This window comes from Bacillus sp. 17RED48, assembly GCF_019837545.1.
In the GTDB taxonomy this organism is placed as follows: domain Bacteria; phylum Bacillota; class Bacilli; order Bacillales; family Bacillaceae_G; genus Bacillus_A; species Bacillus_A wiedmannii.
Window position 1 is genome coordinate 106,051 of sequence record NZ_JADAXG010000003.1, and the last position, 21,523, is coordinate 127,573.

Annotated in this window: 19 protein-coding genes; 16 read left to right on the forward strand and 3 right to left on the reverse strand. The window is 33.8% G+C overall.

Going from position 1 to position 21,523, the window contains the following annotated elements; genetic code table 11:
* The gene (gene parC / locus ILT06_RS13485; protein ID WP_064476975.1) at positions 1-2,424 is read left to right on the forward strand and encodes a DNA topoisomerase IV subunit A; all 2,424 of its coding nucleotides are present in this window, start codon (positions 1-3) and stop codon (positions 2,422-2,424) included.
* Between the two features lie 230 nt (positions 2,425-2,654).
* The gene (locus ILT06_RS13490; protein ID WP_222655180.1) at positions 2,655-3,686 is read left to right on the forward strand and encodes an oxidoreductase; all 1,032 of its coding nucleotides are present in this window, start codon (positions 2,655-2,657) and stop codon (positions 3,684-3,686) included.
* Positions 3,687-3,742: 56 nt separating this feature from the next.
* Here ILT06_RS13490 and ILT06_RS13495 read toward each other — a convergent pair whose 3' ends face one another.
* Entirely contained in the window at positions 3,743-4,186 is a 444-nt protein-coding gene (locus ILT06_RS13495) for a VOC family protein (protein WP_064476973.1), read from the reverse strand.
* Positions 4,187-4,245: 59 nt separating this feature from the next.
* On the opposite strand from ILT06_RS13495, the gene ILT06_RS13500 reads away from it, so the two are divergent.
* Positions 4,246-5,214, forward strand: a complete 969-nt coding sequence (locus ILT06_RS13500; protein WP_064476972.1) for a helix-turn-helix transcriptional regulator — start codon at positions 4,246-4,248, stop codon at positions 5,212-5,214.
* A gap of 95 nt (positions 5,215-5,309) precedes the next feature.
* On the opposite strand, the gene ILT06_RS13505 is transcribed toward ILT06_RS13500, so the two are convergent.
* Positions 5,310-5,912 carry a TetR/AcrR family transcriptional regulator gene (locus ILT06_RS13505; RefSeq protein WP_240368830.1) on the reverse strand — a complete coding sequence of 201 codons (603 nt, stop codon included), beginning with the start codon at positions 5,910-5,912 and terminating at the stop codon, positions 5,310-5,312.
* Between the two features lie 155 nt (positions 5,913-6,067).
* On the opposite strand from ILT06_RS13505, the gene ILT06_RS13510 reads away from it, so the two are divergent.
* The 10 genes from ILT06_RS13510 (at position 6,068) to ILT06_RS13555 (ending at position 17,834) form a co-directional block, all read left to right on the forward strand.
* Positions 6,068-6,961 (forward strand): ABC transporter ATP-binding protein, encoded by an 894-nt coding sequence (locus ILT06_RS13510; RefSeq protein WP_064476970.1) that lies wholly within the window; start codon positions 6,068-6,070, stop codon positions 6,959-6,961.
* Positions 6,954-7,760 carry an ABC transporter permease subunit gene (locus ILT06_RS13515; protein WP_064476969.1) on the forward strand — a complete coding sequence of 269 codons (807 nt, stop codon included), beginning with the start codon at positions 6,954-6,956 and terminating at the stop codon, positions 7,758-7,760. Before ILT06_RS13510 ends, ILT06_RS13515 begins: the two co-directional genes overlap by 8 nt.
* A 51-nt stretch (positions 7,761-7,811) precedes the next feature.
* The gene (locus tag ILT06_RS13520) at positions 7,812-8,183 is read left to right on the forward strand and encodes a VOC family protein (protein ID WP_064476968.1); all 372 of its coding nucleotides are present in this window, start codon (positions 7,812-7,814) and stop codon (positions 8,181-8,183) included.
* A gap of 127 nt (positions 8,184-8,310) precedes the next feature.
* A complete protein-coding gene (locus ILT06_RS13525; RefSeq protein WP_064476967.1) occupies positions 8,311-8,844 on the forward strand; it encodes an RNA polymerase sigma factor in 534 nt (177 codons plus the stop codon).
* Between the two features lie 12 nt (positions 8,845-8,856).
* A complete protein-coding gene (locus ILT06_RS13530; RefSeq protein ID WP_064476966.1) occupies positions 8,857-9,855 on the forward strand; it encodes a hypothetical protein in 999 nt (332 codons plus the stop codon).
* A 17-nt stretch (positions 9,856-9,872) separates the two neighbouring features.
* Positions 9,873-10,910, forward strand: a complete 1,038-nt coding sequence (locus ILT06_RS13535; protein WP_064476965.1) for an LCP family protein — start codon at positions 9,873-9,875, stop codon at positions 10,908-10,910.
* A gap of 346 nt (positions 10,911-11,256) precedes the next feature.
* Positions 11,257-12,957: a peptide ABC transporter substrate-binding protein gene (locus tag ILT06_RS13540; protein ID WP_064476964.1), complete on the forward strand. Its 1,701-nt coding sequence runs from the start codon at positions 11,257-11,259 to the stop codon at positions 12,955-12,957.
* A gap of 305 nt (positions 12,958-13,262) precedes the next feature.
* Positions 13,263-14,969: a peptide ABC transporter substrate-binding protein gene (locus ILT06_RS13545; protein ID WP_064476963.1), complete on the forward strand. Its 1,707-nt coding sequence runs from the start codon at positions 13,263-13,265 to the stop codon at positions 14,967-14,969.
* 289 nt (positions 14,970-15,258) lie between these two features.
* Positions 15,259-16,965, forward strand: coding sequence for a peptide ABC transporter substrate-binding protein (locus tag ILT06_RS13550; RefSeq protein ID WP_064476962.1), 1,707 nt, complete (start codon positions 15,259-15,261; stop codon positions 16,963-16,965).
* Positions 16,966-17,114: 149 nt separating this feature from the next.
* Positions 17,115-17,834, forward strand: coding sequence for a class I SAM-dependent methyltransferase (locus tag ILT06_RS13555; protein WP_064476961.1), 720 nt, complete (start codon positions 17,115-17,117; stop codon positions 17,832-17,834).
* Between the two features lie 40 nt (positions 17,835-17,874).
* Here the strand turns inward: ILT06_RS13555 and ILT06_RS13560 are convergent, their stop codons facing one another.
* Complete coding sequence (locus ILT06_RS13560; protein WP_064476960.1) at positions 17,875-18,264, reverse strand: hypothetical protein; 390 nt, start codon at positions 18,262-18,264, stop codon at positions 17,875-17,877.
* Positions 18,265-18,398: 134 nt separating this feature from the next.
* On the opposite strand from ILT06_RS13560, the gene ILT06_RS13565 reads away from it, so the two are divergent.
* The 3 genes from ILT06_RS13565 to ILT06_RS13575 all read left to right on the forward strand — a co-directional run bounded on the left by ILT06_RS13565 (position 18,399) and on the right by ILT06_RS13575 (position 21,500).
* Positions 18,399-18,734: a hypothetical protein gene (locus ILT06_RS13565; protein WP_064476959.1), complete on the forward strand. Its 336-nt coding sequence runs from the start codon at positions 18,399-18,401 to the stop codon at positions 18,732-18,734.
* A gap of 71 nt (positions 18,735-18,805) precedes the next feature.
* Positions 18,806-19,144: a VOC family protein gene (locus tag ILT06_RS13570; protein ID WP_048562601.1), complete on the forward strand. Its 339-nt coding sequence runs from the start codon at positions 18,806-18,808 to the stop codon at positions 19,142-19,144.
* A 256-nt stretch (positions 19,145-19,400) separates the two neighbouring features.
* The gene (locus ILT06_RS13575; protein WP_064476958.1) at positions 19,401-21,500 is read left to right on the forward strand and encodes a vWA domain-containing protein; all 2,100 of its coding nucleotides are present in this window, start codon (positions 19,401-19,403) and stop codon (positions 21,498-21,500) included.
* Positions 21,501-21,523 lie beyond the last annotated feature (23 nt).

Consider the following 21,523-nt stretch of genomic DNA (forward strand, 5'->3'; position numbering starts at 1 on the left):
ATGCAGGCAGAGAAGTTTCATGACCTCCCGCTTGAAGACGTGTTAGGTGACCGCTTTGCACGTTATAGTAAATATATTATTCAAGATCGCGCGCTTCCAGATGCGCGTGACGGTTTAAAACCTGTACAGAGACGTATTTTATATTCTATGTATGTAGAAGGAAATGTACATGATAAAGCGTTTCGTAAATCAGCTAAGACAGTCGGTAATGTTATCGGTAACTACCATCCACATGGTGATTCCTCTGTATATGAGGCGATGGTACGTTTAAGTCAAACTTGGAAAGTACGTAATGTTTTAGTTGAAATGCATGGTAATAATGGTAGTGTTGATGGCGATCCAGCAGCAGCAATGCGTTATACGGAAGCACGATTATCACCAATCGCATCTGAGTTATTGCGTGATCTCGATAAAGAAACAGTAGAATTCGTGTCAAACTTCGATGATACGAGTGAAGAACCTGTTGTACTTCCAGCGATGTTCCCGAACTTACTAGTGAATGGATCGACAGGAATTTCAGCTGGTTATGCAACAGAAATTCCTCCGCATCACCTTGGGGAAGTAATTGATGCAACGATGATGCGTATTGATAAGCCGAATAGTACTGTTGATGATTTATTAACAGTTATGAAAGGACCAGATTTCCCGACAGGTGGTATTATTCAAGGGATTGATGGTATCAAAAAAGCGTATGAAACAGGAAAAGGTAAAATTATTATTCGCGGAAAAGCAGAAGTTGAAACGATCCGCGGTGGTAAGCAACAAATCGTTATTACAGAAATTCCGTATGAAGTAAATAAAGCGAACCTTGTTAAAAAAATGGATGAATTACGTCTAGATAAAAAACTAGATGGAATTGCTGAAGTACGTGATGAGACAGATCGTACAGGTCTTCGCATCGTTGTAGAGTTAAAAAAGGAAGTAAATGCTGAAGGTATTTTAAATTATTTATATAAGAATACAGATTTACAAATTCCATATAACTTTAATATGGTAGCGATAAATAATCGTCGTCCGACACTTATGACATTACCTAAGATTTTGGATGCATATATTGGGCATCAGAAAGAAGTTGTTACGAGACGCTCGCAATATGAATTACGAAAAGCGGAAAATCGTCAACATATTGTAGAAGGTTTAAAGAAAGCATTATCGATTTTAGATGAAGTGATTGAAACAATCCGTGCTTCTAAAGATAAACGTAATGCAAAAGATAATTTAAGTACGAAATTTGGATTTACAGAAGCGCAATCGGAAGCAATTGTTTCGCTGCAACTATATCGTTTAACGAATACAGATATTACGGCGCTAGAACAAGAAGCAGACGAGCTTAATAAGAAGATTATAGAGTTACAGTCAATTTTACAAAGTGAAAAAAGACTTCTTCAAGTTATTAAAACAGATTTGAAGAGAGTAAAGAAAACATATAGTGATGATCGCCGTGCTATTATTGAAGAACAAATTGAGGAAATTAAAATCGATGTGGAAGTTATGATTCCGCAGGAAGATGTCATCGTTACTGTAACGAAAGAAGGATATGTGAAACGAACAGGTTGGCGTTCACATAATGCATCGAACGGGAAAGACTTCGGTATGAAAGAGGGTGACATCTTACTGGAGCGATTCGATACGAATACGACAGAGACAGTCCTCTTATTTACGAGTAAAGGAAACTATATATATCTGCCAGTATATGAAATGCCAGAAATTCGTTGGAAAGATTTGGGTCAACACGTTGCGAATCTCGTTTCACTCGAGCGGGATGAAATGATTATTTGGGCGACCGTCGTACCGAATTTTGAAGAAGAAAAACGATTTATCGTATTTGTTACACGAAATGGTATGATTAAGAAAACAGAATTAAACCAATATAAAGTTCAGCGTTATTCAAGAGCGTTCGTCGCTGTGAATTTGAAAAAAGATGATTATGTTGTAGATATATTTGCAACAGATGGAACGAGTGATATTGTTCTTGCAACCTATGGTGCATATGCACTTATTTTCCATGAAGATGAAGTAAGTCCAGTCGGTGTAAGGGCCGCTGGTGTGAAAGCAATTAACTTAAAAGAAGATGATTATGTCGCTTCTGGTAAACCGTTAAATGGTGACAAAGATCAACTTATTCTCGTAACGCAGCGAGGTGCTGTAAAACGTCTAAAAGCATCAGAAATTGAGAAATCAACGAGGGCGAAGCGAGGTCTTGTTATTTTCAAAGAGTTAAAACGTAATCCATACCGTATTGTCGGTATTGAAATTGTTAGAGACGATGAACTAGTTTACATGAAGACAGAGAAACACATCGTAGAAGAAATTGATCCGAAAGCGTATCGAAATAAAGACCGGTATAGTAACGGTAGTTTAGTGCTAGATGTTAATGATACAGGTGAAGTTATTGAAACGTGGACGAAAAAACGACCGGAGTAAAGAAAAGCATCTTGCTATGAATAATGGTAAGATGCTTTTTTCTAGGCAAATTATTATGTAAATAATAATAATCTTGTTATAATAACTGAATGAAATCGTTCTCATAAAGTGAAACTTTAATCAATCGGACTTTTACGAGCAGTTGATTCCTCAACTAACTTCTTTACTTTCGCTGAATTTTGAGGTAGAGGTCTTACTGTCCGTTAAAGCGTGATAAATGGAGGGGCAACATGAAAAAAATAGGTGTAGGGATTGTAGGATTTGGATTTTCTAGTACAACATTTCACATTCCATTATTACAAACGATAGAAGAATATGATATTCGTGCTATTTTATCATCAAACGAAGAACTCGTGAAACAAGCATTACCAAATGCTGAAGTTGTTGGCACAATTGAGGAATTAGTAAATCGTGCTGATATTGACTTAGTGGTCATTACTTCACCGAATACAACTCATTTTCCATATGTAAAAGAAGCAATTTTACATGGTAAGCATGTAGTTGTGGAGAAGCCATTCGTTGTTTCAATTGAAGAAGGCGAAGAACTAATTTCATTAGCAAAACAGCATAATGTGGTGTTAAGCGTATATCATAATCGCCGTTTTGATAATGATTTCTTAACGATAAAGAAATTGTTAGAAGAAAACAGAATAGGGAATCTATACGCATATGAAGCGCATTTCGATCGTTTTCGCCCGAATGTACGTGATCGCTGGAGAGAAAAGAATTTACCAGGATCAGGTATACTATATGATTTAGGATCGCATTTAATTGACCAAGCATTATCATTATTTGGGAAACCAGATGCGATAAGTGCAGATGTAATCAAACAACGACCAGGCGCAGAGATTGATGATTACTTCCATGTTATACTTCACTACGGTGTTAAACGTGTCACTTTACATAGTAGCAGTTACGTAAAGCAAGCAGGTCCACACTTTACATTACATGGAGATAAAGGTTCTATCGTGAAATACGGTATGGATTCACAGGAAGAACAATTAAAAAATGGAATGAAGCCAGGCGATAACGGTTATGGAGTAGATGCTGAAGAGAATTTTGCTACTTTACATACGGAAGAAAATCTAGAGCGTATTTCAACAGAAGTTGGCTGTTATGACATGTATTATAAAGGTGTAAGAGATAGTATAGTAAATGGTGAGAAACCACCTGTAACAGCACAAGCAGGCTTAGAAGTTATTCAACTTATTCAATTAGCGATTGAAAGTAGTGAAACCGGTAGAGTCATCACTGTAAAGTAAAAAAGACACGAATTTCGTGTCTTTTTTATTAGGAATATGTGAATATGGATAATTATTTAGTTTAATCGTTTGTCATACATTAACTGGATTTGTATGCCGTAAGGATCTTCAATAATACCATATGCTTCACTAAATATATTTTTTTCTAGCGGAGAGATTATCTTCACATGCTTATCAGAAATTAAATTATTATAAAACCTTTGTATTTCTTCTAAATTAGCGCTTTGAATGCAAAGTGACATGTTATTTCCAACGTTATAACGTTCATTAGGCTTCATTGTATCTTCTGCTATCATTAGCTTTGTATTCCCAATTTGTAAAACGGAGTGAGCAATATGATCTTTATTTTCACTTGTAATTTTAAAAGAACTATCTCTTTTGGCCAGTTCTTCATACGTCACAATCATTAAATTCTTGGCTTCAAAATTACGTGTGTAAAAATTAATTGCCTCCTTTGCTTGCCCATTCATTGAAAGAAAAATAGCTATTTCTAATGTCATAAATGTATAACTCCTTTATTAGTTAATAATTATAATATAGACTAAAAAGGTTTCAATACATGACACCTTTTTGGGAGGGAAATATGAAAAAAACGGAACGAATAAATGATATGCTTATTTTCTTAAATAATAAAAGATATTTTAATTTAAAAGATTTAATGGCTAGATATGATATTTCTAAAAGTACCGCGTTGCGAGATATTCAATCATTGGAAGAAATAGGTGTGCCAATATATTCTGAGCTAGGTAGAAATGGAAGCTATAAAATTATAGAAAATAGTGTGTTATCGCCAATTTATTTTAGTGTGGATGAAATGTATGCGTTATATTTTTCGATTCTTACATTAAATGGATACAAGACAAAACCATTTAATATAGAAAGTATTGCGCTTGAAAATAAATTTAAACATGTATTACCTGATAATGTGAGTAAAAATATTTCAATTATGGAACGAACCCTTTCTTTTGAAGTAACAAATCATAGTAATTTTAGTCCGCTCTTAAAAGAAATTTTACAGGGGATTTTTGCTGAGCGAGTTTACCAGTTAACATATTTAAAAAAAGACGCGGAGAAAGTATTGGTCGCCCAATTTATTCGAATCGAATCTAAATTTGGCCAGTGGTATGCTAAAATCTTTAACTTTGAGGCAAATCATGTTCAAATAATTAGATGCGATAAAATTCTTTCTATTGAGGAAACAAGCAATATGAATCCAAAAAGTCTTGAAGAATTATTAAGTTATCTTACTACTTTTCACAGAAATCCTGATGCAACTGATTTTATTGTCATTGTTAATCAAAAAGGAAAAGACATTTTCGATAAAGAGAATTATCCTTCCATGAGGATACAAAAAGAAAATGAAAATTATAGTATAACAGGCTATTTTAACAAACAAGAAGTTGATTTTATCTCGAACTATTTTCTGAATTTCGGAGAAACGATTATCTCAATTCAGCCAGTTATGCTAAAAGAGTTAATTTATAATAAGGTATTATCTATAAAGCAGCATTTAACTTCTTTAAGATAAAGTTAGTATTAATAATTTTTTTAACACCAAGAAGCCCTTGAGATTTAAATATCCAAAGGGCTTTTTTTTGTGATGTTAGTTGTTCTTTAGAAACATTATTTTTTTGGGACGGACAGTCCATAAAAGAACATCGTAACGATATCTTGTATATGTTTTTCGCGATTTCCTTCAAGAAGCTGTGCTCCGAAATCATCACCTAATTTAGTGAACATTTGAATGTATAGCAACATCATTTCTTTAGTAAGGTGAGGGTTAATTTCATTTTTTTGCTGTGCTTGTTCTAATATTTCTAAATACCAAGGCAGGATTTTTTCGTTTTGATAACTATAAATAAACTTGCGAAGCTCTTCATCTCTTTGCATCATTTGTAGTAACATATCTGGCTGAAATAACCCACCAGTATTCATTTTTCTTACAATCATTTTTTGCATCATATCATGAAAAGGTAATTTTTCCGCTGCAAGATCTTTATAATATTGAAATTCAGATATGATATATTCTTGTATAAGCTCTCTAAATAATGCTTCTTTACTTCCGAAATGATTATAAATGGTAACTTGAGAAACGTTTGCTTCTTTTGCAATGTGCTCTATTTTCACTTCATTAAATCCACGTTCTGAAAATAATACGAAAGCAGCTTCTTTAATAGCACGTTTTTTCTTTTCTTTCACTTTTTCAAAGCCGTTCAATGCAATCACCTCAATTAAAATATACAAGAAAAAATAATGGAAAACAATATTTTTGAAATATGGACATATAAATATTTCAAAAAGTTGTTGCGAATATGAAAGATGAGGAGTACAATAATTTTGAAATATCACATATTAAATATTTCAAAAAATGAGGTGGAATTATGATTTCAGTTCAAAATGTCACAAAACAGTTTTCAAATGGAAAAGGTTTGTTTCATATTACATTTGATGTAAAAGAAGGGGAAGTATTTGGTTACTTAGGACCAAATGGTGCTGGGAAATCCACAACAATTCGTAATTTAATGGGATTTATAAAACCGACAGCTGGTAAAGCGACAATTTTTGGATTAGATTGCTGGGATGAAGCAGCGAAAATTCAAAGAGAAGTTGGTTATTTACCAGGAGAAATTTCTTTTATTGAAGGAATGAACGGATTAGAGTTTTTAAAGTTAATGCAAGGAATGCGTGGGTTAAAGGATACGAAAAGACGAGATGAATTAATAGAACGTCTACAATTTGATGTGAAAACACCGATTCGAAAAATGTCTAAAGGAATGAAGCAAAAAGTAGGAATTGTTGCTGCTTTTATGCATGATCCGGAAGTGTTAATTTTAGATGAACCGACATCAGGACTTGATCCACTTATGCAGCAAGTGTTTATCGATTTAATATTAGAAGAAAAGCAAAGAGGGAAAACAATCCTTATGTCATCGCACATTTTTACTGAGATTGAGAGAACTTGTGACAGAGTGGCTATAATTAAAGATGGTCGCCTTGTAACGGTTGAAAATATTCATGATTTACAAAGCTTGAGACGACAGGTAATAGATGTAACCGTATCATCGCAAGAAGAGATTGAATCTCTTACACAATGTAATTTGCAATTTGAAGCGGTGAAAGGTAGAGAAGCATCGATTATTGTGCAAGGAAACTATCAAACTGTTTTACAAACACTTTCAAACTATAATGTAACGGCGCTTCAAACGAGAGCAATGGATTTAGAACATTTATTTATGCATTATTACGATAAGAAAGAAGGGGTAAAGCATGAATAAGCAATTGTTTTTAGCTAGTTTGAAAGAAACACAAAAAAGTATTTTGAGTTATGCAACTGGTGCAGCTCTATATTTATGGTTATTAATTTGGATCTTCCCTTCAATGGTATCAGCGAAAGGGTTAAATGAATTAATAAGTGCTATGCCTGATAGTTTGAAAAAAATTGTTGGAATGGAAAGTCCGATTCAAAACGTAATGGATTTTTTAGCTGGCGAATATTATAGTCTATTGTTTATTATCATATTAACAATTTTTTGTGTAACAGTTGCAACGCATTTAATTGCTCGTCATGTAGATAAAGGAGCGATGGCATACTTGCTAGCAACACCTGTATCTAGAGTGCAAATTGCAATCACGCAAGCGGCTATTCTCGTATTAGGGCTACTAATCATAGTAACTGTTACGTATGTAGCGGGTATAGTAGGTGCAGAGTGGTTTCTACAAGATAATAACTTAAATAAAGAATTATTCCTGAAGATAAATATAGTCGGTGGGTTAATATTTTTAGTCGTTAGTGCGTATTCATTTTTCTTTTCTTGTATATGTAATGACGAAAGAAAGGCACTTAGCTACTCAGCAAGTTTAACTATTTTATTTTTCGTAACGGACATGGTAGGTAAATTAAGCGATAAGTTAGAGTGGATGAGAAATATATCATTATTTACGCTATTTCGTCCGAAAGAAATTGCTGAGGGAACGTATAATATATGGCCAGTGAGTATAGGTTTAACTACTGGAGCACTTTGTATTTTCATAGTAGCAATTGTAGTGTTTAGAAAGAGGGATTTACCGTTGTAAAGTAGGAAGTCCACTGAGAAAGTGGGCTTTTTTTTGATGAGGAGGAAACGAATGAATCATTTGTTCCGGGTGAAGCCATATGTAAATGATATCGAAAAGTCATTATTGTTCTATGAAGAAGTAATTGGTTTAAAGTTGTATAAAAGAAGTATGCATGCAGCACGTTTTAATCACGACCAGTTTTCTCTATTACTAGCTAGTAATTTAACATTGAATGAAAATCACTATTTTTACAATCGAAAAGAAATAAAGGGGAATGGCTTTGAACTAATTATTGTTGTCAATCGAATTGAAGAAGTATATGAACTTTGTAAAGAGAAGAGATGCACAATACAAGAAGAAATTCAAACTTATCCATGGGAGATGAGGGGATTTAAAGTTGTGGATCCAGATGGATATTTCCTTAGAATTACATCTGAGTAAAGGTAAACATGAAAAATGTTTACCTTTTTTTATGGAAATATTCAAAAAAATGAACCTTTTTCTAGGCTCATCCGTCTAATACATGTAAAGTTAAATTTGAAGTGAGGATGAAACAGGAGGAGCAATTGTGAAAGTAATCCCTTTATATAAAATGATTATAAAAGAAGAAACTGATGTTTCTTTAGCGAAAAAAGGTGATCATGAAGCATTTATGGCGCTTATACATACAGAAAAAGTGAAGATGTATCGCATTGCAAAGGCAATGTTACGTGATGAGACAAATATAGAGGATGCGATACAGGCAACAATTTTAAAAGCATATGAAAATATAAAAAAATTAAAGAAAGAAGAGTTTTTTCAAACTTGGTTAATTCGAATTTTGATAAATGAGTGTAACAATATTATTAGATCATACAAAAAGATAATGGTAATAGAAGAAAATGATTACAATATGAGTGCTTATGATCAGTATGAAGATATAGATTTATGTAATGCGATTCAATCATTACATGAAGAGTTAAGAGCTGTTACGGTGCTTTATTATTATGAAGATATGAATCAAGAGAGTATTGCCAAGCTTTTAGAAATACCAAAAGGAACAGTGAAATCGAGATTGTCACGTGCGAGGGAACAACTGCAAAAACGATTAAAGATGGAATAGGGGGTGTATAAGGTGGATGATGAAAAATTATTTGATGAGAAATTAAAAAAGAGAATAAAAGACGAGAATGTTATAGTACCGCCAGAGTTAAATGAAAAGATTAATAGTACACTTCATAATCTTCCGGTAAAAAAGAAAGGTTATAGAGTTTATATGATGGCTATAAGCGCTGCGGTTCTAACACTTTCAATTGTGTCTATGTCGGAGTTTTCTGATCAAATTTTTGCTCAAAATGGTGGAGTATTTGAATATGTAAAGAAAAAGGCGTTTTCTGATTATGAAAATGAAGAAGAAATAAAATTGAATGTAAATTATCCAGATAAAGAAAAGATTCATGAAAAGATGCTAGATTCCATTGATCATTTTAAAAATATTTCAGGACAATTTGAGGAATATTCTAGTTCGTCAAGAATTGCTACAACATACAAATATGCGATTGATACGGAGCAACAAAGAGGTATCTCTTCGAAAGAAGATAAGCTAACGAACAAACGAACAATTATATATAACGAGGGCAAGAAAAAAGAATTTGATGATGAGAAGTATACATATAAAGAGACAAAATGGAGCCCGAAAGAAAGGAACTATGAACTATTAAAATTAAATCCTACGGAAAGATTATTGAGAAAATCAGGTGAGAAAAAAAGATATGATGATGAATATGTGGGATTCTCTAAGTATAGTATTCAATCAGAATTTGCTGATCTATTAATTCGATATAAAGATTGGAATTATAAAGAAACGAAGTATCTGGGACTGGATTGCTACAAAATAGAAGGGACAATAAACATAGAAATGCCTGTAAGTACATCTGAAGATTTAAGAGGGAAATTTGAAATGGTTGTAGAGAAAAATACGGGGATTATGCTAAAGTTCCTTAGTTTCCACGAAGGTATGATTCAATATTCGATTACGACTGAATGGATACAAATAAACAAAGGGTTGAAAGAGAATGTATTTCAAAAGGATAGCGTTAATTATAAAAAATTGAAAAACATATTAGATGAATAGAAAACGGAGGGAATTATATGGAGAATAACTCTTCTTCAAGAGAAAAGAAAAATAAAAGAAAATATAAAAAGACAATGATAATAAGTGTCCTGTTAGTAGTATTACTATTTGGCGGAGTTGGATATGGTACTTATGTATATATGAAAACTTCTAATCTCGTACAAAAGTCTAGTTTGAATTTAGCGCGTGGTGAAAAATCAAACTTACGTGAGAACGCCGTAAAACCAATTACAAATAATGTTTCACTTTTAATTATGGGAATTGATGAAAATCAAGAACGACAAAAGGAGTATAATGGTGCTTTTCATACAGATGCACTACTGTTAGCTACTTTTAATAAAGATGATAAGACAGTGAAATTAACGAGCATACCACGTGATACATATACATATGTTCCAGTTGAAAAGAAAAAAGATAAAATAACACATGCATATGGAAGTGGTTTCGTTAAAAATGGTAAAGATGGAGGACCGCAAGCTTCAGTGGAAGCGGTAGAAAAATTGTTACAAGTGCCTGTTGATTATTTTGTGAAGTTTAATTTTAATTCATTTACTAAAATTGTTGATGGATTAGATGGGATTGAAGTAAATGTCCCAGTTGAATTTACGGAGCAAAATAGTAAAGATGAACCTGGCGCAATCCATTTGAAAAAGGGAATACAAAAATTAACAGGGGAAGAAGCACTTGCACTGGCAAGGACGCGTCATATTGATAGTGATGCAATGAGAGGTCAGCGTCAACAACTTGTTATTGAAGCGATGTTAAGTAAATTAAAAAGTGTAGGCTCGATTACGAAGCTAGAAAAAATAGTTGAGGCGGTTGACGGCGATTTTAAAACAAACTTAGTAATGGATGATATTTTATCATTTTATAAATACGGTTTAAACGGTTCAGTTGAAAAAATACAATTAGCTGGTGATGATTTATATTTACCTAACGGTCCAAATGGGCAACGTGTATATTATTATAATCCTAATAAAAAAGATCTACAGAGTTTGAGTAATACGCTTAGAACACATTTAGGATTAAGTGAAAAGCAGATTGAGGAGAATTGAAGCAGGCATAATGTCTGCTTTTTATTTTTGTAGAAAAGAGGTTTGTTACGATATACATTATTTATTAACAATAATTTACAAGTGTTTTATAGTGTAGGAAGATAAAGACTATTAAATCAATACATAGAATTCAATGAGATATAATGTTTCGAAAGAGTATGGAATTTTTATGAATATTACTGTAAAAAAATAATTTTTTAAAAATTTTCAATAATAACACTTTACAAAACTCGAAAAATTAGTAGAATAATAGTTAATAAGAATCTTCTGATAAATATATAAAGAAAAACAGAATTATCAGAAAACTCTTAAATGAGAGCGTTAAGAATTAGGGAGGGTACAGAAAGTGAAAAAGAAAAAAATGAAAAAACTAACAGCAGTTGTAGCACCAGTTTTAGCAATGAGTATGGCATTGACAGCATGTTCTACATCAGGTGGAGATAAGAAGACAAGCACAAATTCTAGCTCTGGCGGGGATAGCAAATCAGAAGGAAAATTAGCAGCGAAACAAGTGCTAAATCGAACAGAAACGAATGAGATTCCAACAATGGATACTTCGAAAAGTACAGATACTTTAGGTTCTCAAATGTTAGGGAACACAATGGAAGGTTTATACCGATTAGATAAAGAAAACAAACCAATCCCAGCTGCGGCAGAGTCAAGCACGAAGAGTGAGGATGGTAAAAAATATACATTTAAATTACGTAAAGATGCAAAATGGTCAAATGGTGATCCTGTAACAGCGAAAGATTTCGTATTTGCATGGCAACGTCTATTAGATCCAAAAACAGCTGCTGAGTATGCATTTATCGCATTCCCGATTAAAAATGCAGAAGCAATTAGCCAGGGGAAAGCAGAAGTTTCTACATTAGGTGTAAAAGCGGTTGATGATCTTACACTTGAAGTAGAATTAGAACAAGCGGTACCATACTTCTTAAACTTAGTAGCATTCCCGTCGTATTATCCACTAAATGAAAAGTTCGTCAAAGAAAAAGGGGATAAATACGGTTTAGAATCTGATACAACAGTTTATAACGGTCCATTCGTTCTTACTGATTGGAAACACGAACAAGGATGGAAACTAAAGAAGAATGATCAATATTGGGATAAAAAGACTGTGAAATTAGATGAGATTAACTTTAGTGTTGTAAAAGAGCCAGCAACTCGTGTGAATTTATACGATAGTGGGCAAATTGATTTCTCTTTATTGACTGGAGAATTTGTTGACAAATATAGAAATAATAAAGAGGAGTTTGGAACATATTCAGAACCAAGTACATTTTTCATACGTTTAAACCAAAAACGTGGTGGACAAGATACACCATTAAAGAGCCAAAAATTACGTGAAGCAATTGCTTTATCGATTGATAAAAAGAATTTAGCAAATGTTATTTTAAATGATGGATCGAAACCGGCTGATTACTTAGTACCTAAAGGGTTAGCAAACGGACCTGATGGGAAAGATTTCCAAGAAACATTTAAAAATGGTATTAAGCCAGATGCGAAAAAAGCAGCTGCTGCATGGGAAGAAGCGAAAAAAGAACTTGGAAAAGATCAAGTTACAATTGAGTTTTTAAACTATGATACTGGTAATGCGAAAAAAGTTGGGGAATATGTAAAAGATCAAATTGAGAAAAACTTAAAAGGTGTAACAGTAAATATTAAACTGCAGCCGTTTAAACAAAAACTAAAATTAGAATCGGAGCAAGATTATGATATTTCATATGGTGGATGGAGCCCAGATTATGCAGATCCAATGACATATTTAGATATGTTTGAATCTAATCACTCTCACAACCAAATGAGCTACTCTGATGCGAAATATGACGAAATGGTTAAAAAAGCTGGCGGAGAGTTAATGAGTGACGCGAAGAAACGTTGGGAAGAACTAGGAAAAGCTGAAAAATTATTACTTGAGCAAGATGTAGCACTTATACCATTATATCAAAATGCTAGATCTTATGTAATGAAACCGACTGTAAAAGGGGTTGTTAAACATAATATTAGTCCGGAGTACAGCTTTAAATGGGCTTATGTAACTGAATAATAAAAAAGCATTCCGAAAGTAGACTACTTTTGGAATGCTTTTTTATTATGAGATTAAATTGTAAACAAACCAATAAGCACAAGGGGAATAGTACTTATATAGTAAATAGGAAGAATTTGTATAGTGATGATAGTAAAAAAATACTTTTTACTATCACAAAAAAATAATTTTTAGAATATTTTAAAAATAACTTTACAAAATCTGAAAAGTTAGTAGAATATTAATTAATAAGAATTTTCTGATAACTGTTTATTAGAAAATCTATCAAAACTAGTTTCGTACATATAATTGGGGAGGGTACAAAAATGAAGAAAAAGATGAAAAAGTTCACGGCGGTTGTAGCGCCAGTTTTAGCGATGAGTATGGCGTTGACAGCGTGTTCTGGATCTGGTGGGGAGAAGAAATCAACTACGACGTCTAGTGGTGGTGGGGAAGAGAAAAAATCAGAAATTAAATACGCAGCGAAACAAGTGTTAAATCGTACAGAGAATCAAGAAATTCCGACGATGGATGTTTCAAAATCTACTGATACATTAGGTTCTCAAATTTTAGGGAACACAATGGAAGGTTTATATCGATTAGATAAAGATAATAAGCCAATCCCAGCTGCAGCAGAATCTAGTACGAAAAGCGAGGATGGCAAAAAATATACATTTAAATTACGTAAAGATGCAAAGTGGTCGAATGGTGACCCTGTAACGGCGAAAGATTTCGTATACGGATGGCAGCGCCTACTGGATAAAAATACAGCTGCGGAATATGCGTTTATTGCCTACTATATTAAAAATGCAGAAGCGATTAATAAAGGTGAAAAAGCCGCAACAGAATTAGGAGCAAAAGCGGTAGATGATTATACGCTAGAAGTAGAATTAGAAAAGCCAGTACCATATTTCTTGAATTTAATGGCATTTCCATCCTACTATCCTTTAAATGAAAAGTTCGTAAAAGAAAAAGGAGATAAATTCGGTTTAGAAGCAGATACAACGTTGTATAACGGACCGTTCGTTATGGCTTCATGGAAACATGAACAAGGATGGCAGCTAAAGAAAAATGATAAGTATTGGGATAATAAGACTGTAAAATTAGAAGAAATTAATTATAGTGTAGTAAAAGAAGTTGCGACGAAAGTAAACTTATATGATACAGGATCAATTGATTTTACATTACTATCTGGAGAATTCGTTGATAAATATAAATCAAACAAAGAGGAATACGGTGAGTATTCAGAAGCAAGTACATTCTTCTTACGTTTAAATCAAAAGCGTAACGGACAAGATACACCGTTAAAGAGCAAAAAACTTCGTGAAGCAATCGCATTATCAATTGATAAAAAAGGTTTAGCAAACGTTATTTTAAATAACGGTTCAAAAGCAACCGATCAATTAGTACCAAAAGGACTTGCGACAGGACCAGACGGTAAAGATTACCAAGATACATTTAAAAATGGTCTGAAATATGATCCGAAAAAAGGTGCAGCAGCTTGGGAAGCAGCGAAAAAAGAACTTGGAAAAGATCAAGTGACAATTGAATTACTAAGCTATGATGATGGAACTGCGAAAAAAATTGCTGACTACTTTAAAGACCAAATTGAGAAAAACTTAAAAGGTGTAACGGTTAACACGAAAATTCAGCCGTTCAAACAAAAACTAAAATTAGAGTCTGCACAAGATTATGAAGTTTCGTTTGCAGGTTGGAGCCCAGATTATTCGGATCCAATGACATTTATTGATATGTTTGAATCAAAGAGCCCGTATAACCAAATGAGTTATTCGAATCCAAAATACGATGAAATGGTAGCAAAAGCAGGGAATGAATTATTATCTGATCCGAAGAAGCGTTGGGAAACGTTAGGAAAAGCAGAGAAATTATTCCTTGAAGAAGATGCAGGATTAGTTCCTTTATATCAAACTGGTAGAGCGTATGTAATGAAACCGAATGTAAAAGGAATTGTGAAACATAACATTAGTCCAGAATATAGCTTTAAGTGGGCTTATGTAACGGAAGGGAAATAATAAAAAAGAGCGTTTTAAAAGTAGATACATTACTTTTAAAACGCTCTTTTACTATTCAATTTAATTAAATAGAGAAGAATAAGAAAAGTGGTACTGACATATAGTAGATGGGGGAGAATTCGTATAGTAATAATAGTAAAATACATAGTTACTATAAAAATAAAATAATTGAAACTTCAAAAGTGAAGGTAATTAACAGAATGTTTATTGGTGAACAGGTACTAATCACTAAGTTAACTGAAAATCTCTCAAAGTTAGTTTCGTACATATAATAGGGGAGGGTACAAGAATGAAGAAAAAGATGAAAAAGTTCACGGCAGTTGTAGCGCCAGTTTTAGCAATGAGTATGGCTTTAACAGCATGCTCTTCTGGATCTGGTGGGGAGAAGAAACCGACTACAACGTCTAATAATGGTGGAGAAGAGAAAAAATCTGATATTAAATATGCGGCAAAGCAAGTGCTAAATCGTACAGAAACGAATGAAATTCCGACAATGGATACTTCAAAAAGTACAGATACGCTTGGTGCACAAATTTTAGGGAATACGATGGAAGGCTTATATCGCCTTGATAAAGATAATAAGCCAATCCCAGCTGTAGCAGAATCTAGCACGAAAAGCGAGGACGGTAAAAAATATACGTTTAAACTACGTAAAGATGCAAAGTGGTCAAATGGTGATCCAGTAACGGCGAAAGATTTCGTATTTGCATGGCAACGTCTAGTAGATCCAAAAACAGCTGCTGAGTATGCATTTATTGCTTACTATATTAAAAATGCAGAAACAATTAATCAAGGCAAAGCAGAAGTTTCTACGTTAGGTGTAAAAGCGGTAGATGATTATACGCTTGAAGTTGAACTAGAAAGACCAGTACCATATTTCTTGAATTTAATGGCATTTGCGTCATACTATCCATTAAATGAAAAATTCGTAAAAGAAAAAGGGAATAAATACGGTTTGGAATCTGATACAACAGTATATAACGGACCTTTTATTCTTACTGATTGGAAGCATGAGCAAGGCTGGAAATTAAAGAAAAATGATCAGTACTGGGACAAAAAGACTGTAAAACTAGATGAAATCAACTTTAGTGTAGTAAAAGAACCAGCTACTAGAGTAAATTTATATGATACAGGTGCAATTGATTTCGCACTTTTATCAGGTGAATTTGTTGATAAGTATAGAAATAATAAAGAGGAGTTTGGCACATATTCGGAAACGAGTACATTTTATTTACGTCTAAACCAAAAACGTGGTGGGCAAGATACACCATTAAAGAGCAAAAAATTACGTGAAGCAATTGCATTATCAATTGATAAGAAAGCTTTAACGAATGTCATTTTAAATGATGGTTCAAAACCAGTAGATTACTTAGTACCAAAAGGTTTAGCTAGTGGACCAGACGGTAAAGATTTCGCAGAAACGTTTAAGAATGGTTTAAAACAAGACTCCAAAAAGGCAGCGGCAGCTTGGGAAGCAGCGAAAAAAGAACTTGGAAAAGATCAAGTAACAATTGAACTGTTAAATTATGATACTGGTAATGCGAAAAAAGTTGGGGAGTATGTAAAAGATCAAGTTGAAAAGAATCTAAAAGGCGTGACAGTAAATATTAAACTGCAACCATTTAAGCAAAAACTAAAATTAGAATCAGACCAAGATTATGATTTTTCATATGGTGGCTGGAATCCAGATTATGCGGATCCAATGACGTATCTTGATATGTTTGAAACGACAAATTCTCAGAACCAGATGAGCTACTCAAATTCAAAATATGATGACGTTATTACTAAAAGTAAGACAGAATGGATGGCTGATGCAAAAAAACGCTGGACAGAGTTAGGAAAGGCTGAGAAAGTGTTACTTGAAGAAGATGTAGCACTCGTACCTTTATATCAAAATGCTAGATCATATGTAATGAAACCAAATATAAAGGGAATTGTGAAACATAACATTAGTCCAGAATATAGTTTCAAATGGGCGTATGTAGAAGAGAAATAATAAAGGGAAACCTTAATCTGGCTGCCTGGTGAATAGTGAGATAAAAAGAAAAAGCATTTTCAAGTTGCGGTATTAGAGCACTTGAAAATGCTTTTTCTATGCACTTTTATTCCTTCTTCGAATATATAAAATAAAAAAGGGAGAATCCCATGAAACGAAATACTTACATCGATTTCCTAGCTTATTACGGAATAGGAAGTGCTCATCCTGGTGGTTTTACGTTAACAAAACAGTTGTTAGCACAATTGCCTTTTAAATATGGTGCAAATGTCCTTGAAATCGGCTGCGGTACAGGGAAAACAGCGGCGTACATGACAAAAGAGTATGGTTATAAAGTAACGGCGGTTGAAAAGAATGAGATTATGATTCAAAAGGCGAAAGATAGATGGTCGTTTGAAGGAATAGACATTCAATTAATTGAAGGGAATGTAGAGCAATTACCTTGCTTATATGACTCATTTGAGTTCGTACTCGGAGAATCGATACTCGCTTTTACAGAGAAAGAGAGAGTTATCTCGGAGTGCTATCGTGTATTACAGAAGGATGGCAAGCTTGTTGTCATTGAAATGATTATTGATAGGCACATTGAGAAGAATGAGGAAGAAAAAATTGCCCGATTATACGGGATGAAAGAACTATTAACTGAGAATGAATGGGTACAATTATTTCAGAAAGCAAATTTTAAAAGAATTACAATTGCTGGCGGCGGTACAATTGCAGAAACGATCTCTGGCTATATAGAAGAGCCAGAATGGAATGTATCACAATTTGTCCCGAATGAGTTATATGAGGCATGGGTACAGCATGAAAATGTACGACTTATGTACCAACATATTTTAGGTCATCGTATTTTTATATGTGAAAAATAAAGAAAGAGAGTTGACTAAAGATAGTCAACTCTTTACTATATTAAATGAAAAATAATGCAGCTAATGTAATTCCGAAGATGAAACCAAATCCGAGTTCGACGCCCCAGCCACAACCGCCGCCTCCCCATCCGCCGCAACTACCACAACCACGACCGCCACATCCACAGCCGCTGAATCCACCACCACAACCAAATCCGCAACTATCACATCTGCTAATGCCACCACAAAGGTCACAGCCACCGTTTGCATATGCGTCATAGTATCCAAATCCTGTATCAAAAGATGAGCGCTGTTGCACTGGTTCAATCCATACAGAGCTTTTTGTCAGATCAATTATTTTGCCTAAATGAATACGACCATCACGATCTTCAATTCGAACGACTTTACCGAAATAACGTTGGCACGTATCGTAACATTTTTGTCTATGCATATTCTTTCCTCCTTCCCCATTACAGTAATACGATATGTAATGGGGACAAGTGCGGCTTGTACGAATGTCCTATCTATCATAATTGTTATAGAAAGGGGAAATATAGGAGAAGGATATATAAGGAGGAAAAAGTAATGAAATCTACAGATCAGTTTCAGATATACGAAGTACCGTGGGAAGAGTTTATTGAAGCTTTGCGAGAGGAAATGAAGAAGCAAGTTGGGGCAGATATTATTGATACAGTAGTTTGCAATTTAGAAGATGGTTTTGAAGTGTATACATATGTGCAGGGGGATTTGGATTTTGAATATAAGGAAGCGCTGGAAAGGAAATACGGGAGCGATGCAAAAACTCCTAATGTGTTAACGATTATGTTATTAGCTAGCATTTATAGTACAAGTGAAGAGAATTTACGCTTACATGCGGATAATAAAGATAATCCGATTGTTGAAGTGTATGTGAAGCAATGAAACACGCTGTGAAAGGCGTGTTTTTTATTTGTATGATAAAATGTTAGAAAATTAAGAAAGAAGGTGACGGTTTGGAAATTAAACATCTTAATTTAACAGTTTCAGATGTAGTAGCTGCTAGAGAGTTTTTAGAAAAATATTTTGGTTTAACTTGTAGCGGAACAAGGGGAAATGGTTTTGCAGTTTTGCGTGATAATGATGGGTTTATATTAACGTTAATGAAAGGGAAAGACGTACATTATCCGCAAACATTTCATGTAGGGTTTCCTCAAGAAAGTGAAGAACAAGTAAATAAGATAAATCAAAGGTTGAAGGAAGCTGGATTTTTGGTTGAGGCTCCTAAGCATGCACATGCGTATACGTTTTATGTGGAAGCACCTGGTGGATTTACAATTGAAGTGATGTGTTAATTCAAAATCAAACTTTTTGATGTTTGTTTTCAATGTGAAAAGTAGGAAAAGTCTGTTTTAAGTGTAGAGCTTAAACAGGCTTTTTTACTTATATTATCGGATAGAAAACGCTAGAAGGAATCATATTCAGTATATATAACTGTTTACATAATAAAGTTATGATGAGCTAGTTGTCCTAAAATACAAGTCATATATCTTGTATCCTCTCATAAATTTAAACATAGGAATTTGTCTACAAAGGTGGCGAAGCCTCATCATGAAAATTCGAATTTGTGCCACATTCATGTTGTTTCTATTTATATGGTTACATCCTTTTTGGACTTTTGCAAAAGGAGAGGAGGCAAAGGAAAGGGTCGTTTCACTTGTATATGATGATTCGGGCAGCATGAGAAATAACGATCGCTGGAAATATGCCAATTATGCTTTGCAAAGTTTAGTTGCGCTATTAGATGAAAAAGATAAATTCTCTTATGTTCCAATGAGCAAGCCGAATGATCCATTAAACATTTCGTTAACGAAGGATAAGAGACAAACAGAAATTGAGGGAATTGGAGCATGGAAAACGTATTTAAATACCCCGTTTAGCGCAGTAGAAACGGCGATGCAATCTATAAAAAAGGAAGCAGATATAGATGGAAAACGTGAATTTTGGCTTATTGTCTTAACTGACGGGGCATTTAATGATTTAGAGAAAGATAAGGTTGGCGGAAAAGAACAAATTACACAGAAGTTAGCACAGTTTAAGAAAGAAATGGATACAAAAAAGATATCGCTACATCCAATTTTAATTACGATGGAAGAGGATTTAGGACAGCAAGAAAAGGCACAACTAAATACGTTTAAAGAAATATGGAAGAAAGAGATAAACGGAGTTACGATGCCATCTAGTGGAGAGGATGGTATTGTAAAAAGCGTCAATCAAGTGGCAGCATTAGTTGCAAATCGTGATCCGTTCTCTTCTGTTGAATCGATTGTAAAAACGAAAGTAGTAGGGAAGAAAGTAGAGATTACAACACCATTTCCGTTAAAGCGCATGACGCTTGTACGACAATCACCTTCTTTGTCTAATTATCAGGTCACACAAATTTCTAAACCGTTACAATTACAATCTTCCTATTCCATACATGCACCAGGAGAAGCGAAATTATTCGGAAATATAGTTCATATAAGTACGGAAAATCAGGAAGTTATTAAACCAGGAACGTATACGATAGAAGTGGATCGAGATATTGAGAAAGAAGGACTACAAGTACTAGTTGAACCGGCGCTTAACTATACTGTTTCTACTTATGACAAAGACGATAGTAGTCAAAAAAATGTGGGAAAAATGTACGAAGGTGTTACTGCTGTTATTGAAGCGAAGCCTACGGAATTACCAATTCAGTCTTCATATTTTCAGGCAGAAGTAGAAATAGACGGAAAACAGTACCCGATGAAGTGGGACGATAAAAAACATGTATTTTACTACGAAATGAAGGTTGATAAAGGATTAGTGCGCGGGAAAGTTCATATGAACATAAAGGGATTTTACAGACAGACGAAAGAATTTAAAATCGAAGTAACGGAAAAACCAAAATTATCACTGCAAACGATAACGAAAGATTATGAAGAAAAAGTAACGAATTTAGAGAATAGTAAACCGTTTATTATACAACCACAGTTAGATGGTAAGCCGATGACAGAAGAAGCTGTAAAGAAACTATTAAAATCTACTGGTGTCACATCTAAACAATCAATCAACTATGAAATAAAACAACAGGATAATCAAATTTATATTTATCCTCGCCCTCATTACTCCGATACATTCAATTTTACAGATACTGGCACCGTAGATGCTACCATCACTATACAAGATTCAAAATTACAAGAAGTAAAGAAAAATATATCACTTCATATTCAAAATGCACCGTTTTATGAAAAATATGCGCTTATTTTTAAGTTTGTTATTCCTATCACTTTATTACTGTTAGTAGTAGGAATAATCGTTTTAGGATGGATTATCCGTCCAAGATTTCACCGAAAAGCACTATTGTATTACGAATGGGATCAAGAGGTAGCGAAAGATTGGTTATATCAATCTGAACCAGAATTACTTAAAAATAAATGGTGGAAACACTATTTTGGCATTCCATTCCGAGCAGAAAGAAAGACTGTGCAATCCGTTACGTTTATAGCGAAGAAAGGATCAAAATCGATATTTGTAGCGAAAGAGTCACAAGTAGTAGGAATGATTATTGATGGAATGTTTATAACAGAGGAAGAGGTTGGAATGGAACATAAGACGCTATATCCAAATGAACTTTTAGTAATTGATAGAGGGTATGGTAAAGAAATTTACAAATATGAGTGTGAATAGTAGGTATGGAAAAGGAGGGAGTC